The 15313-nt window shown below is 70.8% G+C and carries 10 protein-coding genes; 2 read left to right on the top strand and 8 right to left on the bottom strand.

The window, feature by feature from the left end; all coding sequences use genetic code 11:
* Positions 1 to 47: 47 nt before the first annotated feature.
* Positions 48 to 1289: a cytochrome P450 gene (locus OC490_RS17450; RefSeq protein ID WP_262058867.1), complete on the top strand. Its 1242-nt coding sequence runs from the start codon at positions 48 to 50 to the stop codon at positions 1287 to 1289.
* Positions 1290 to 1310: 21 nt separating this feature from the next.
* Here OC490_RS17450 and OC490_RS17445 read toward each other — a convergent pair whose 3' ends face one another.
* The 3 genes from OC490_RS17445 to OC490_RS17435 form a co-directional block, all read right to left on the bottom strand.
* A complete protein-coding gene (locus tag OC490_RS17445; RefSeq protein WP_262058866.1) occupies positions 1311 to 2831 on the bottom strand; it encodes an ATP-binding cassette domain-containing protein in 1521 nt (506 codons plus the stop codon).
* Complete coding sequence (gene lanKC / locus OC490_RS17440) at positions 2828 to 5509, bottom strand: class III lanthionine synthetase LanKC (RefSeq protein WP_262058865.1); 2682 nt, start codon at positions 5507 to 5509, stop codon at positions 2828 to 2830. Before lanKC ends, OC490_RS17445 begins: the two co-directional genes overlap by 4 nt.
* Positions 5510 to 5678: 169 nt before the next feature.
* Complete coding sequence (locus OC490_RS17435) at positions 5679 to 5789, bottom strand: class III lanthipeptide (protein ID WP_200709269.1); 111 nt, start codon at positions 5787 to 5789, stop codon at positions 5679 to 5681.
* Between the two features lie 372 nt (positions 5790 to 6161).
* Here OC490_RS17435 and OC490_RS17430 point away from each other — a divergent pair, with 372 nt between their 5' ends.
* Positions 6162 to 9263 (top strand): helix-turn-helix transcriptional regulator, encoded by a 3102-nt coding sequence (locus OC490_RS17430; RefSeq protein WP_262058864.1) that lies wholly within the window; start codon positions 6162 to 6164, stop codon positions 9261 to 9263.
* Between the two features lie 58 nt (positions 9264 to 9321).
* On the opposite strand, the gene OC490_RS17425 is transcribed toward OC490_RS17430, so the two are convergent.
* The 5 genes from OC490_RS17425 to OC490_RS17405 are packed head-to-tail and all read right to left on the bottom strand — an operon-like array spanning position 9322 to position 15305.
* Entirely contained in the window at positions 9322 to 10467 is a 1146-nt protein-coding gene (locus OC490_RS17425; RefSeq protein ID WP_262058863.1) for a thiolase family protein, read from the bottom strand.
* 47 nt (positions 10468 to 10514) lie between these two features.
* Positions 10515 to 11663 carry a CaiB/BaiF CoA transferase family protein gene (locus tag OC490_RS17420; protein ID WP_262058862.1) on the bottom strand — a complete coding sequence of 383 codons (1149 nt, stop codon included), beginning with the start codon at positions 11661 to 11663 and terminating at the stop codon, positions 10515 to 10517.
* A 52-nt stretch (positions 11664 to 11715) separates the two neighbouring features.
* On the bottom strand, positions 11716 to 12480 hold the full coding sequence (locus tag OC490_RS17415; RefSeq protein WP_262058861.1) for a crotonase/enoyl-CoA hydratase family protein: 765 nt from the start codon (positions 12478 to 12480) through the stop codon (positions 11716 to 11718).
* Between the two features lie 33 nt (positions 12481 to 12513).
* Positions 12514 to 13764 carry a MaoC family dehydratase N-terminal domain-containing protein gene (locus tag OC490_RS17410; protein WP_262058860.1) on the bottom strand — a complete coding sequence of 417 codons (1251 nt, stop codon included), beginning with the start codon at positions 13762 to 13764 and terminating at the stop codon, positions 12514 to 12516.
* Positions 13761 to 15305, bottom strand: a complete 1545-nt coding sequence (locus OC490_RS17405) for a class I adenylate-forming enzyme family protein (protein ID WP_262058859.1) — start codon at positions 15303 to 15305, stop codon at positions 13761 to 13763. Before OC490_RS17405 ends, OC490_RS17410 begins: the two co-directional genes overlap by 4 nt.
* Between the last annotated feature and the right edge of the window lie 8 nt (positions 15306 to 15313).

Here is a 15313-nt window from a genome sequence, read left to right as displayed (position 1 = left end):
ACGTATGGTTCCGTCAGGTGCGGGGCCGACGAGAGGACGACTGAACCATGACCGAGAGCGTGGCCGGAACCGACATCTCCGAGGACCTCCCGGAGTACCCGTCGCCCCGATCGGGCGAGTGCCCGTTCGCGCCGCCGCCGGGCCTGCTGGAACTGCACGACTCGGGCAAGGCGCTGGTGCGGGCCAGGACGTGGGACGGCACGACCCCCTGGGTCGTCACGACCCACGCGGCCCAGCGGCAGTTGCTGACCGATCCCCGGCTCAGCGCGAATATCGGTGCGCCCGGATATCCGCACACGACCGAGGCGATGAAGGCGCACGCGGCACATATCCAGCCGTCGATCAACAACACCGACGGGACGGAGCACACGCGGTGGCGTCGGATGCTCACCAGTTCGTTCACCCGGCACCGGATGGAGAAGATCCGCCCGGAGATCCAGCGGATCACTGACGACCTCATCGACAAGATGCTGGCGGGTCCCAACCCGACCGAGCTGAACGAGGCGCTGTCGCTCCCGCTGCCGTCGCTGATGATCTGCGCGCTGCTCGGGGTGCCGTACGAGGACCACGACTTCTTCCAGGAGCACGCGGGAGTCACCAACGCGCGCTTCAAGACGCCGGAGAAGGCGGCGAAGAGCACGGCGACCGTGCGCCGCTACATCGCCGGGCTCATCGAGGCCAAGATGGACACCCCTGGCGAGGACGTCCTCTCCGACCTCGGCGCGCGCATCAAGGCGGGCGAGCTGTCCATGGAGGAGGCCGCGCCCCTGGGGCACATCCTGCTCGTCGCCGGGCACGACACCAGCGCCAACATGATCACGCTGGGCACCGCGCTGCTGCTGGAGAACCCGGACCAACTCGCGGGCCTGCGCGAGCACTCGGACGACGCGAAGTACGTGACGAGCACGGTCGAGGAGCTGCTGCGCTACCTCACCATCCCGCATCTCCTGGCACGCCGGGCCGTCGTCGAGGACATCGAGATCGACGGTGAGATCATCCGCGCGGGCGAGGGGGTCGTCGCGTCGCTGCCGGCCGCCAACTGGGACCCGCAGGCGTTCCCCGACCCCGAGAAGCTCGACCTCACCCGCAGCGCCGCCCACCACCACGCGTTCGGCTGGGGCCCGCACCAGTGCGTGGGCCAGCAACTCGCCCGCATCGAACTCCACGTCGTGTTCAGCACGCTGTTCCGCCGGATACCGACGCTCCGACTCGCCGTCGACGTCTCGGAGTTGAAGTTCAAGGAGGACTCGCAGGCCTACGGCATCTACGAGTTGCCCGTCGCCTGGTGACACCTGACGGTGTGTGACGGCTCAGGGGTGAGCGGCGGTCGCGGACAAGGTGACCACGCGGTCGAACCGGCTGTCGAGATGCTCGTCGCCGTGGTGCACCACGAGCAGGCCGCGCCCGTGGGTGTGCTGTTTCAGCGCCCGCAGCACCAGGTCCCTGCCGGTCTCGTCGAGGTTGGCGAACGGCTCGTCGACGAGGTACACGTCCGCTTCCTCGCAGAGGAGCGCCGCGACCCCGGCCCGCTGTCGTTGGCCGGACGACAGCTCCGAGGGGAGCTGGTCAGCCACCCCGTCGAGCCCCATGGCCGTGCGCACCCGTACATCGGCGACCAGCTCGCGAACCGGCAACGGGGGCAGGTTGACCGGAGCGGTCAGAGCGGCCACCCGGGTCGGCAGCATGACCATCCCGCGGTCGGGGGAGAGCGTTCCGGCGATGATGTGCAGGAGCGTCGTCTTGCCGCAGCCATTGGGGCCCCGGAGCAGGACGTGCTCGCCGGCGCCCAGTTCGAAGTCGTCGATCGTCACGTCCGCGCCGTCGTCGTATGCGACGCGGGCCGCGTGAACCAGTACCGCGTGTCCCTCGTCGTGGTACGGCGACATGGCGGAGGCGCGCAGGGCGGTGATCCGCCTGAGCACGGCGGTGTTCCGGCGGGCCTGCGGAATCATGTTGACGAGCTCGAAGATTCCGGTGACGGCCCGCCACAGCGAGTTCACGTAGGCGAGGAAGCTGCCGAACGTCATCCGGCCGGCGAACACGAAGTACGCCCCGGTGATCATCGAGGTGGTGTCGGAGAGGTTCATGACGAGGTCGCTCAGCGTGCTCTGCTTCTGGGTGAGCCGGAAGTTGGTGAAGGTGATGCCGAGAAAGCCGCGCAGCGCCTTCCTGTTGGCGGCCCGGGTGCCGGACAGCAGCGCCGGCAGGCCGCGCAGTGCGTGGAAGGACTCCAGGGTCCGGGACAGCGTGTTGACGTACTGCGCCTCCGCCTCGCGCTCCGGTTCCGTGTTGTCCTGGATGCGCTTGGCGATGCGGTTGCTGACGTACACCAGCGGCGGCACGATGACGAGCAGGATGAGACTGGCCTGCCAGGACAGGTACAGCAGCACGCCGATGAACACGACGGACGAGACGCCCTGCTTCGCGATGCGGATACAGACGTCGACGGCCGGCAGGACCCCTTCCTTGACGTCGTTGTGGACCCGGCTGACGAAGGAGGCGTTGCCGGCCTGTGCCATCCGCCGTCCGTCCTGGTCGAGTGCGCGGTCCAGCAGCTCCATCTCCAGGTCCAGCGTGAACGTGTTCTCGAACCCCTTGCGCCATCGCGCCACCCAGTAGCCCCCGAGGCTCAGGGTGAGGCCGAGCAGGAGGTAGCAGGCGGCGAGTACGACGAACCTGCGGAAGCGGCCGGTCAGGATCGCCTGGTCGAACAGGGCCTTGAGCAGCAGGGGATGCACCAGGGCCTCGGTCCCGCCGAGGGCCGCCTCGATGAGCACGATCATCAAGAACTGGGTCCGGTGGCCCCTGAGGGTGAGCCACAGTTCCTTCACCCCGACACCTCGTCCAGCAGGAAGTCGGCGGTGCCGCCGTGGTTCACGCGGTGGAGCACCCGCAGGATGCCGGCCGAGCCGGTGAGGTAGTCGGTGGAGCAGCGCAGCAGTCCGTCGCCGGGCGAGCCCAGGGGCACCGCCTCGCCGTGTCGCGCCACCCCGAACCGCTTGTCCGGCTCGAACAGGAACAGCCGCCTCACGAAGTCGAGTTGCCGCACTGCGATGTTCCGGTAGGCGGTATCGCCGGTGATCGAGACCGCGTCGAGAAGCGTGTCGGCGATCCCGGACATACCGAACGAGAACCCCGGCAGCACGGCTTGCCGGACGTCCAGTGCGCGCAGGACGGTCCGAGCGGAATCCAGGTCGCCGTAGCGCAGGAGCACTCGGGCGACACCGGCGGAACCCACCTCGACATAGGGCTCCGCGGTGCCGTAGTGGTCGAACGTGACATTGCCGTCGTCTTGCCGCTCGGCGTGTGCCATCTCCCAGGCCAGTGCGCTGCGGCCAAGGTTCAGACACCACTCGTCCCCGGTGATCTGGTGCATGCGCAGCAGGAACATCGCGACGCCCGCCTGGCCGAAGCCCAGGCCGGTGAACGGTTTCTCACTCGTGAACTCGTTGCGCCAGTGGGCCCGTTCGCCGTCGTGCTGGGCTGCCTCGCGCAGAGCCCGCGCGCAGTCCCGCGCCGCGGCGAGGTGACGTTCGTCGCGGTCATGGAGGTAGAAGCGCAGGTTCGTCATTCCCACGCCGGCCAGGCCGTAGTAGAAGGTGGGGTCGCCGGACTCGTGTGCGCGCCGGTTGGCCTGCGCCAGCAACTGCGTGGCCTGCGTACGGAATCCGAGTGTGTCGGTCGCCCAGGCGATGCCGGCCAACCCGTTCATGAGGCCGGCCGGGTACTGGGCCAGGTCGATGTCGGCCAGGTCGTCGCGCAGTCGCCCCAGCCATTCCGGCCGGAGCGGGACGCCCGAGGCGTTCAGCGCCCACAGGACGCCGCTCGCACCGAAGCCGAGGCTCAGGGGGTTGGTGACGTGGGCGAACGGGTCGACGGGGAAGAGCGTGGGCCGGTCGGTGTCGGCGACGGCGTCGATGAAGGCCGCCAGTCCCGCCTCGGTCTCCGCCAGGCCGAGTCGTTCCTCGACGACCGGCCGCACCGGCACGGCACGGACCTGGTCGATCAGGTCGTCCTCGTGCTCCAGTTCGCTCAGTACGTCCGTGAGCGTGACCCGCGCCCGCGCCAGGTCCGTGAGCATCTCGTGGATCCGCGACGGCCAGCCGAGGCTGTCGGTGAAGACCCGGTAGCGGTCCAGGATGTCCTCGCGCAGGTACGACAGGGCCGCGACCGGGAAGATGAAGTAGGCCATGGTCATGGCCAGGCCGAACTGGTCGTCCTCGACCGCGGATGCGGCGAAGCGGCGCCGGAAGTTGCTGAACCCGGGTGTGTACAGCTCGACCGGTGCCTCCAGGTGCGCGTGCTCGGGGTCGGCCTCGGTCAGTCGGCACGTTTCCAGGTCGACGATGGTGACCTGGAGGGTGTCCGGGTCGATGAGCACGTTCGCGGCGGTGAAGTCGCCGAGGATCACGTTGCGGTCGTGGGCGGCCCGGAGCGCACGCGCGAGTCCTCGGAAGACGGCGAGGAAGATCCGCAGGAACTCCCGCGACTGCGTGACGCCACCGGGTCCGAGCCGGGCGAGCGGGTTGCGTTCGAGCAGCATGGAGCGGATGTCGGTGCCGTCGACGAACTCCTCCGCGATGAAGTGGTGTTCCCAGTGGCGGAACGTGGTGATCGGGACGGGGAACGAGCCGACGTCGGCCAACCGGTTCAGGAACACCCACTCGCGGTTGAGGATGTCCACGGCGTCGTGGTCCTGCCGCGGGTCGACGTTGGTGTGCGGGCGGGCTTCCTTGAGGACCACCACACGGTCGTCGTTCGCCGTGTCCTCGGCGGTGTACACCCCACCGCTGTTGGAGAACTGCAGCGCCCCGGTCACCCGGAAGCGGCCCGCGAGCAGGCCGTCCTCATCGGGGTCGGCCGGGGGCTTCCAGTCGGTGAACGGCCAGGCCACCCACCACGGTTGGGCGTATCCGGGGCGTCGGTCGTCGGCGACCGGCCCGTCCGGCCCCGTGATGTGGGGCACCGGCCGGCCCAGGACGTCGACGGAGTGGGTGTCCAGGAACTGCCCGTACCGGAAGTAGAGCGCCTTGCAGTCGCGGTACCGAAGGTCCGACAGGACGTACGGGCCCTCGGCGCCGTCCAGGACTTTGGCGAGGTCGGCCAGACACGACCGGAACTCGTCGTCGTCCCGCGGGTAGACGGTCACGAGTTTCCCGCCGCTGCCCCGCGATATGGCCTTCGAACTCAGCATCTCGAAGACGGTGAGATCGAGAGCGATCTTGAAGTCGATGTCGTGCTCGGTCAGATACCCGATCACCGAGGCGGCGACCTCGCGCACGTTGCGCTGGTTCGCCGACACGTGGATCTTCCACCCCTGCGCGGGCAGGTTCTCGTTGTGCCGGTAGCTCCACCAAATGCCCTTGCGGACGAATCGTGACCGCACCCGGTCGTCGAGGGAGGCGAGGAAGTGGTCGGGATGCGGCTCGTAGGAGACGTCGAGCGGGTCGAAGAACAGGCTGTCGTTCCAGCAGAAGGGGAATCGGTAGACCCATCGTTCGTTGATCATGTCTGCCTCTGTGAGTTTGTCCGAGGAACCTGGCGGGCGGTCGACGAGGGCGCGCCGGGGCGGCGCGAACCATGCGGGGCGCGCGGTGCGTGCGCTGCCCGCATGGTTCACGCCGTCAGATCACCGGCTGCAGGCACCGCTCAGGCGGGTGTCCTGCAGCAGATGCCGCTCAGGCGGGGTTCCTGCAGCAGGTGCTGCTCAGGCTGCTGGTGATGCTCAGCACCAGAGCGCTGCTGTTCTCCGTCCGCGGTTCGATCGTCTGCAGCTTCAGAACGCTCATGCGGGTCACTTCCTCGGTGGTCGAGAGCGCTTTGCCGCGCTCCGGGGATGGAACAGGTACCGACCGGTCGGCTGAGCCAGTCAACGGCGCGCGCCGGACGCGTACATCAGGGAAAACACCCCGTATTCCGGGTGCGCCACCCCCAGGAACACGCGCTCCCGGCCGGCGCGAATGGTGGTGGTCCTGCCCCGTGTCCTGGGGTCGCCGGAGCCGGTAACGTGAGCTGTTTGGCCTGGTCGTGTTCCCGTGCACCAGGTCGTCATCGCCCGGGCGGGAAGCGCCGGATCCGGTCCGCTGAACGGAACCCGACGCGACAGCCGGATGACGGTGAATCACGCTGACCGCGGACGACTCGGCATCGGGGGAATGTTGATGCGCACACGCGAATGTCAGCAGGTCCGGTACATGACGGGGCAGTCGGCCACCGGCTCCCTGGACTCACGGCACACGTCGTCGCACGGGAGCGGCACGCAGACCGCCGGCCAGATCCGTCCGTCCGGAGGCGGGGCCGGGTCCCGCGGCGAATTCGTCGGTCGACAGGCCGAGATGCAGCAGGTCATGACAGCCCTGGCCGCCGCGCGCTCGGGGCGTGGCGGCACGGTCTTCGTCACCGGCGAACCCGGTATCGGCAAGACACGGCTCGCTGTGGAGGCTCTCCGCGCGGCTGCCGCGGCGGGCATGATCACCGCGCGGGGCCGGGCCGGTACGGTCGGGTCGGTCGTGCCGTACCGGCCGCTGGTCGAGGCCCTGCTCTCCCTGTCCCGGGCCGGCCTGCTGCCGGACCCGGACGAACTGGGCCTCTACGGGCCGGTGCTCGCTCACCTGCTGCCGGGAGACTTCGCCCCCGGCACCGCCGTCGTGTCGCACCTCATGGTCGCCGAGACCCTTCTGCGCGTGCTCGCCGCGGCCGGACGAGAGCACGGATTCCTGCTCGTGCTCGACGATCTGCACGATGCGGACACGGAGACGCTGGCGGTCCTCGAGTACGTCCTCGACAACCTCGCGGAGCAGCCCGCCGTGATGCTGCTCATCGCCGGTCGTGAGCCCTGTGTGGCGACCGAGCTGGCCGCCCGGGCGTCTCAGCGGGGTGCCGCGTCGATCCTCGAACTGCGTCCACTGGGGCGCCCGGACGTGCGCACCCTGGTCGTGGCCGGGTTGGGATCCGCCCCGGGCGCAGCCAGCGCCGAACTGGTCGACACCGTGGTGGCCGACAGCACCGGGAACCCGCTGGTCGTCGAGGAACTCCTCCATGACGTGACCCTGCACTCCCCGGACGGCTCCCGGAGAATCCCCGTCCCCGCCGCGGTAGCCCGCAGTGTCAGGTGCCGGACCGGCCGGCTCGACCCCCGCGGACGCACGATCCTCGGGATCGCGGCCCTCTTCGGGCAGCGCTTCCCGCTCTCCGCGCTGCAGCGCGCGGCCGAGTGCGACGATCGCGAACTCCTCACGGTCCTGCAGGCGGGAGTCGCCTCGTACCTCCTCGAACCGGACAGGTCGAGTCCGGACTGGTACGCGTTCCGGCCCCGGCTCGCCGCACAGGTGCTGCTGGAGGATCTCGGGCCGACGGAGCGCACCGGATACGCCCGGCTCGCGGCGAACACCCTGGTCGACCTCCATCCGGGGCTGCCCGGCGAATGGTGCGTCCACGCCGCCGACCTGTTCGAGCAGGCCGGCGACACCCGCGAAGCCGTCCCTCTGTACTGCGAGGCGGCGCGACGAGCGATGACCGAGGGCGCGGTGGAACGCGCGGTGACCCTGCTCACCCGGGCACAGCGGTCGGCCGATGCCGGGCCCGCGCCCGAACTACGTGCCACGGTGCTGGAGTTGCTCCTGCAGACCGTCTCGCGTGCGGCCCGGTTCGACGCCGTACCCGGGCTGACCGCCGACCTCGAAGCACTGGGCGGCCACGAGATTCCCGCCGCGCGCCGGGCCGGCCTCTACGCACGGCTGGCCGATGTCACCGCGTCGGCGGGTCGGCCCACCGACGCCCTCCGGCATCTCGATGTCGCCCGTCGGCTGCTCGGCCCCTCCCCGACCGCCGCGCACACCGCGCCCGTCGATCTGGCCTCGGCCCGCGTGGAGCTGAGTCGGCCCGCACCCGACCGGCTGCGCACGGCCGCCGGTTACGCCCGCCGGGCGGCGGACGCGGCCGAGCAGGCCGATCTCCCGGATGTGCTCGGCGGCGCGCTGCTGATGCTCGGGCGCCTGGCCCCGGAACACGACGAGGAGGCTGCCGCGGCACACTTCGCGCGCGCCGGTGCGATCGCCGATCTGCACCGGCTCCCCGACCTGCGGGTGTCCGCCGAAGTGCACCTGGCCCGGAGCGCGCTGCGGCGCGACGGACAGCCGGCCGGGCTCGAAGAGGCCCAGCAGCGGGCCCTGCGGATCAGTGTGCTCCCGCTCGCCCACGAGACCGGCTGCGTCCTCGCGCTGGACCAGGTCAGACGGGGCGAGTTCGAGGCGGCCGGCCGGCGAATCCGCGAAGGGCTGATCGCCGCGACGCGACTACGGCTGCGGCCGACCGTGTCGATGATGCGGTTGGCCGAGGCCGTGCGGTTCGCACACCAGGGGCGGCGCGCCGAAATGGAGGAGGCGCTGGACCGGCTGGCCCCCGGCGTCGACGACGCTCCCGGTGTGCGGCCGATGTCGTACGGGCTGGCGCGGGCGTTCTGCTCGCTGCTCGAGGAGAACCACGACGCCGCCGAGCGGGAGTTCGCGCAGGCTCTCGTGTACGACAAGGAGAACCCCGGAGTCGGCGAGTACGGGGCGCACGACATGTATGGCGTCATGCTGCTCCGGGGTGTGCTCGCCGGGCGCGCGGGCCGACGGCACTACGCCGACGTCACCAGAGCCGGTGGTGGCACGCGCTGGAACCGGCAGTTCATCGGAGCGGCGCACGCGGTACTGCTGGGCCGCGAGGGCAGGCCCGCCGAGGCGACCGCCGCCGCGACAGCGGCGCTCGAGGCCGCGGCACCGTACCCGCCGGCACGCAACCTGTGCCTGCGCCTGGTCTCGCGATCGGCGTACGAGGACGGTTGGGGCGAGCCCGTCGACTGGGTACGTGAGGCGGAGGAGTACTTCCACGGCCTCGGCGTTCCGGCGGTCGCCGCCGCCTGCCGGAGCCTGTTGCGCGGCATGGGCGCGCCGGTACGGCAGCGGCGCACCGGCACCGAGCACGTACCGCCCGATCTGCGCCGGTGCGGGGTCACCGTCCGGGAGTTCGAGGTGGCCCGGCTGCTCGTCGAGCGGATCGGCAACAAGGACATCGCCGACTGGCTGCACATCTCGCCGCGGACCGTGGAGAAACATGTGGCGAGCCTGCTCCGGAAGACCGGTCACCCCGACCGGGCCGCTTTCGCGGCTGCCGCCCGCGGCCCGGTGGCCGAGCGCGCGTACGGGCTACGGCGCGTCGCAGGCCCGCATCCGGCGATGCCGGTCTTCGGCCACTGGCAAGGGAGTACCGAGGTCGAGTGAAGAGGGCCCGGACTCCGTCAAGCCGGAGGACCGACAGCCTGCGGTCGCAGGACAGATGTCACGGAAGCAGTTCGATGATCGTGGCGTTGGCGGTGCCGCCGCCCTCGCACATCGTCTGGAGGCCGTAGCGCAGGTTCCGTTGCCGCATCCGGGCGAGCAGGCGGGTCATCAGGATGGCCCCGGAGCCGCCGAGCGGATGGCCGACCGCGATCGCTCCGCCCAGCGGGTTCAGACGATCGGGGTCGGCCCCCGTCTCGGCCAGCCACGCCAACGGGACCGGTGCGAAAGCCTCGTTGACCTCGAAAGCACCGATCTCCTCGATCGACAGACCGGACCTGCGCAGGACCTTCTCCGTCGCCGGGATCGGCCCCGTCAGCATCATGATCGGGTCGGCGCCGCTGACCGCGCCGGAGTGGTAGCGGGCGATCGGCTTGAGGCCCAACTCCCTTGCCCGTTCGGGAGTTGTGATGAGCAGCGCGGCGGCGCCGTCCGAGATCTGGGAGGCGTTTCCGGCGTGGATCACACCGTCGTCCTTGAACGACGGCTTGAGTTTGGCGAGGGTCTCGACCGAGGTGCCGCGTCGCAGGCCCTCGTCGACGGTGAACTTGGTGCCGTCGACCTCGATGGGCACGATGTGGTCGTCGAACACACCCGAGTCGATCGCCGCGGCGGCTTTGGCGTGCGACTCGGAGGCGAACTCGTCGAGTCGGGTGCGGCTGAGGCCCCACCGTTCGGAAATCAGCTCGGCGCCGACTCCTTGGCTGAACTGGAACCCGTCGTAGCGGGCGAGCACGGCGGGCCCGTAAGGCTGACCGACGGTCCGGTGCGAACCCAGTGGGACCCTGGTCATGGTCTCCACACCGCCGGCCACCACGAGGTCGTACTGCCCGGCCATGACGGCGTGCGCGGCGGAGTCGACGGCCTGTTGGCTGGAGCCGCAGGCCCGGTTGATGGTCACCCCGGGGACGTGCTCGGGCCAGCCGGCGGCCAGTGCGGCGAAGCGGGCGATGTTGCTCGACTGGTCGCCGATCTGGGTGACGCAGCCCCACATCACGTCGTCCACGGTGCCGGGGTCCACGCCGGTTCGTTCCACCAGTGCGGTCAGTACGTGTGCCGACAGGTCGGCCGCGTGCACGGCGGCCAGGGAGCCGTTGCGCTTGCCGATGGGCGTGCGTACGGCGTCGACGATGACGGCCTCGGGCATGGCAGGTCCTCTCGGTCACTAAAGGGGTCAGAGGGAATCAGTGGGTATCAGTGGGGCAGCTGGACGGCGGCCCCGCTGTCGACGAGTTCGTCGGCGTCGGGGATCTCCCAGTCCCGGAAGACGGCGCGGGTGTCGGCCCCTACCGGTGGTGCGGCCGGGCCGGGGCTCGACGGTGTCGCCGAGAAGCGGGGTGCCGCGGCGGGCTGGACGACGCCGTCGCGCGCGAACAGGCTGCCGCGCGCAGCCAGTTGGGGGTGTGCCGCTGCCTCGGTGAGACTGAGGACAGGTGCGACACAGGCGTCGGTGCCCTCGAACAGGCCCGCCCATTCGTCGCGGGTGCGCTCGGCGAAGCGTTCGGCCAGCCGGCGGCGCAGCTCCGGCCAGGTCGACCGGTCGTGCTGAAGTCCGGGATCGACGTCGAGTTTCAGCAGCTCGATCAGGCTCCGGTAGAACTTGGCTTCGAGGGCGCCGACCGCCACATGTCCGCCACCCTTGGTCTCGTAGACGGCGTAGAACGGCCAGCCGCCGTCGAGTTGGTTGATGCCCCGCTCGTCGGTCCAGGCCCCGCGCCCGAGTTTGCCGAAGGTGCTCGCGAGGAGATGGGCCGTCCCGTCGACGATGGCCGCGTCGACCACCTGGCCAACTCCCGTGCGCCCTACGGCATGCAGCGCGGCGAGTACGCCGATCACGAGGTAGCAGCCGCCGCCTCCGAAGTCGCCGACCAGGTTGAGCGGTATCTGTGGCGGGCCCGCCGCGTCGCCGATCGCGCCGAGCGCGCCGGTGAGGGCGATGTAGGTGAGGTCGTGTCCGGCGGCTGCGGCGAGGGGTCCTGTCTGGCCCCAGCCGGTCATCCTGCCGTAGACCAGGCGGGGGTTGCGGGCGAGGCACTCGTGGGGGCCGATGCCCAGGCGTTCGGTGACGCCGGGGCGGAATCCCTCGATCAACACATCGGCGCGCTCGGCGAGTTGGAGGAGGGCGGCGGGCCCTGCCGGGTGTTTCAGGTCGAGGACCACCGAGCGCTTCCCCCGGTTGAGGACGTCCGCGGGTCCGCCCGCGTCGGGTTCGGCCGCCCGCTCGGGCCGGTCCACCCGGACGACCTCCGCGCCGAGATCGGCGAGCAGCATGCCGGCGAACGGGCCCGGCCCGATACCACCGAGTTCGACCACGCGGCAGCCGGACAACGGTCCTGCGGTCACAACACCCTCCCTGGCAGCCTGATTTGGGGATCCCGATGCCTCTACGACGCGGTCAGCGTCCCTTCCAGACCGGCGGCCGTTTCTCGGCGAAGGCCGCGGCCCCTTCCCGAGCGTCCTCGGACGAGAACACCGGCGAGGCGATCTCGGCCTGCCGGATCCAGCCCTCCTCCAGCGTCCAGTCGGCGGCGGACTGCGCGATCTGTTTGGTGGCGGCGACGGCGAGGGGGCCGTTCGCCGCGATGGTCGCGGCAAGTTCCAGCGCGCCCGCGAGCGCACCGCCCTCGTCGGTGAGCCGGTTGACCAGTCCGACCTCGGCCGCGCGTTCGGCGGTGATGGGTTCGCCGGTCAGCAGCAGCTCCAACGCGATGGCGTACGGGACCCGCCCGGGCAGGCGCAGGGCCGCACCGGCCCGGGCGACCAGGGACCGCGTCACCTCCGGTACCCCGACCCGCGCCGCCCGGGACGCCACGACGAGATCGCAGGCGAGCAGCAGCTCGAAGCCGCCGGCCAGCGCCCAGCCCTCGACCGCGGCGATCAGCGGCTTGCGCGGTGGCGTGATGGTGATGCCGCACAGCCCCCGGCCCTCGATCGCGGGGCTCTCACCGCGCAGCCACGCCTTGAGGTCCATGCCCGCCGAGAACGTGCCCCCCGCTCCCGTGAGTACGCCGACCCGCAGCTCGTCCGCCTCGTCCAACTCGTCGACCGCGGCGGCGATTCCGGCGCCAACCCCGGCGTCCAGCGCGTTCTTGACCTTGGGACGGTTGATCGTGATGACCTGGACCGCGCCCCGGCGCTCCACCAGCACCTCGTCCGACACCTTGCCTCCTGAGTTCTCGTTCCCGATTGCGGTTCACTTGACCGCGAACCGCTCCAGTTCGTGGGCGACCATGCCGTCCAGGTCCCGGGCGGGCGGCTCGGGCAGTTCGACGGCCCGCTCCCTGGTCGGCAGCAGCACAACTGCCCTGCCGGGTGTGGTGACTTCGCCGCGCTGGTTCTCGCAGCGCACGTCGATGTGCACCTCGCTGCGTCCGTCCACCTGCCGTTTGTCGACGACCGTGCCGTGCACCCAGGTGGTGTCGCCGAGGTAGTTGAACTTGCGGTGTTCGCAGCGCAGTTGCCACAGCCAGCCGTCGTCGCCGATCCAGTCGGTGAGGAGGTGGCAGAGCCAGGTCTCGCGCATGCCGCCGTAGTCGTAGGGGTTGGGGAGGCCGAGTTCGCGGGCTCGCTCGGGCTCCCAGTGCAGGCGCTGCACGGTGTCGGGGACGCCCAGGCGGTTGGGCGGGTAGAGACCGGGGGCCTTGCGTCGTACGGCAGCGGCGATACCGAAGGCGCCGGGCGGGGTGAGCTGCATGCCCCAGCCCAGGTGCCAGACGACCACGTCCGTCGTGGTCAACGGGCCCTTCACTCGGGGTTGCAGTGCCTCGCCGACCTCGACGTCCTCCCAGTAGCGGGGTTCGGCGCCACGCCGGGTCTCGGCGGCGTACGCGGCGTCGATCTCCGCCAACTGCTCGGGCGGGTACGGCTGTTGTTCGAGCGCTTCCTTGGCCCGCTTCTTCGACGTGTGCCGCTCGGCGTTGATCCAGGTGCCGCGTCGCAGGGCGTGCATCTCGCCGCGTCCGTTGGCGTAGAGGTAGTCGCGGACGACGTGTGCGGTGCGTCCGCCGAAGCTGCTGCGCTTGAGCCCGACGCCGACCTGGGTCTGCAACACCCGGCAGCGGTCGCCCAGTTGGAGGGGCCGCCACCACTCGAACTCCATCACCGCCTGGTAGGAACCGAGGCCCGCGAAGGGGTCGCCCTTGAGCAGCGCCTTGGTCTCCGGGTCCGGTGCCGGGGCCGCGTCCTCCCCCATCGTGTAGAGAAACGTCGGCGGTGCCACGAGCGAGCCCCAGCGGGTCTTCGCCGCGTACTCCGGGTCGCAGTACAGGGGGTTGGCGTCGCCGTAACCGTAGGCGAAGTGGCGTGCACCGTCCCACGTCACCTCGTAGTTGTGCGGCGGGTTGCGCTGCGGCTGGGGGACGCCCAGGCGCAGCCGGGAGCGGTCGACCGCCTCGTCCGTGAGCATGCCGAAGTGCTCGGCGGGCTTCTGCTCGGTTTCGCTCACCGGTCAACCTCCTTGCTGGACACCGCAGTTACTCCTTCGGGCGCTGACGCTCCGGTGTACTCGGCGAGCCGGGCCCTTACGAGGTCGAGGAGTTCGACGCGGCTCACCTTGCTGGACGGGGTGCGGGGCAGTTCGTCGAGGACGACGATGTGGGCCGGCACCTCGTACGGGGTGAGGTGAGTGCGGCACAGTGCGACGAGTTCGGCCGCGTCCGGTGCGGGCTCCCCAGGCTCCAACTCGACCGCCGCGACCGGTACTTCACCGAGCCGCGGGTCGGGCAGTCCGGCGACGGCCGCCTCGCGTACGGCCGGGTGGGTCTCCAGGACGCGTTTGACGGTCTCCGGCTGCACTTTGAAGCCGCCGCGGATGATGGCGTCGTCGGCGCGGCCTTCGATCCACACGAACCGGTCGGCGTCGATCCTGGCCAGGTCGCTGGTCTTCATCCAGGTCCGGCCGCCGTGGGTGCTCTGCTCGGTGCGAACCTCCAGGCGGCCGGTCCGGCCGGGCGGCAGTTCGGTGCCGTCCTCGCCGGTCACCCTCAACTCGACTCCGGCGAAGGCCCGTCCGGCGCTGCCCGCCTTGCGCTGCCACCAGTGTTCGTGCAGCGGGAGGGTCCAGCCGGCGACGGCTCCGGCGAACTCCGTTGCGCCGTAGGTCATGAGGACGGGGATGCCGTACGTGCGGAAGAAGGCGTCGGCGAGTTCCGGCGGGCAGGGGGCCGTGCCTGAGGTGACGACCTGGAGGGTGGCGAGGCGTTCCTTCGGGACCCGCGCGTCGAGTACGGCGCGAATCGCGGCCGGGACCAGGCTCGCCGCGCGCAGTCGGTGGCGTTCGACGGCGCTCACCCAGGGTTCGACGCCGAACTTGGGCATCAGGAGCATACGGCGGCCGGTGGCGAGGCAGGCGAGAGCCCGCCACAGTCCGCCGATGTGCACGAGCGGGGTGGCCACGAGGGACGCCGACTCCGACAGGAGCCGGTCGTCCTTCCGCGTCTGGCCGCCAGAGACGAGGGCCTGGTCGAGCTGGCCGATGCGCAGGTGGACGCGTTTCGGGGGGCCGGTGGTACCGGAGGTGAGCATCTCCACGGCGATGCCCGGGCGGGTCGGTGCCTCGACGGGCGCCGTGCCGCCCGCCGGCCGTAGCGACCCGTCGGTGCCCAGTTCGAGGGCCGCGCCATGTGCGGTCACGGCGTCCAACACGCCCTCGCGGGCGAGGACTTCGGCTCCGGACACCACGACGGGTGGGGTGCAGCGGGCGATGTCGGCGGCGAGCCGGGCGGCGGGCTGGAGCGGGCTGAGCATGACCAGGCAGCGCCCGGAGGCGATCACCCCGGCGACCACGGCGACATGCTCGGGCCGGTTCTCCAGGACGACTCCGACGCGGGCGCCGGCGGGCAGGCCGAGCGCGTCGAGCGCGTCGCCGAGGCCCCGCGCGGTGCGCTGGACCTGTCCCCAGGTCCACCAGTTCCGGTCGTACTCGATCGCCTCGGCAGCCGCGGGCGCTTCCGCCAACAGGCGGGACAGGCGGTCGCGAATTCCCACGTGATGAA

The sequence above is a fragment of the Streptomyces sp. STR69 genome (genome assembly GCF_024519455.1).
Classification (GTDB): Bacteria; Actinomycetota; Actinomycetes; order Streptomycetales; family Streptomycetaceae; genus Streptomyces.
The sequence above is the reverse complement of the archived record's forward strand: the minus strand, read 5'-3'. Positions and strand labels throughout refer to the sequence as shown.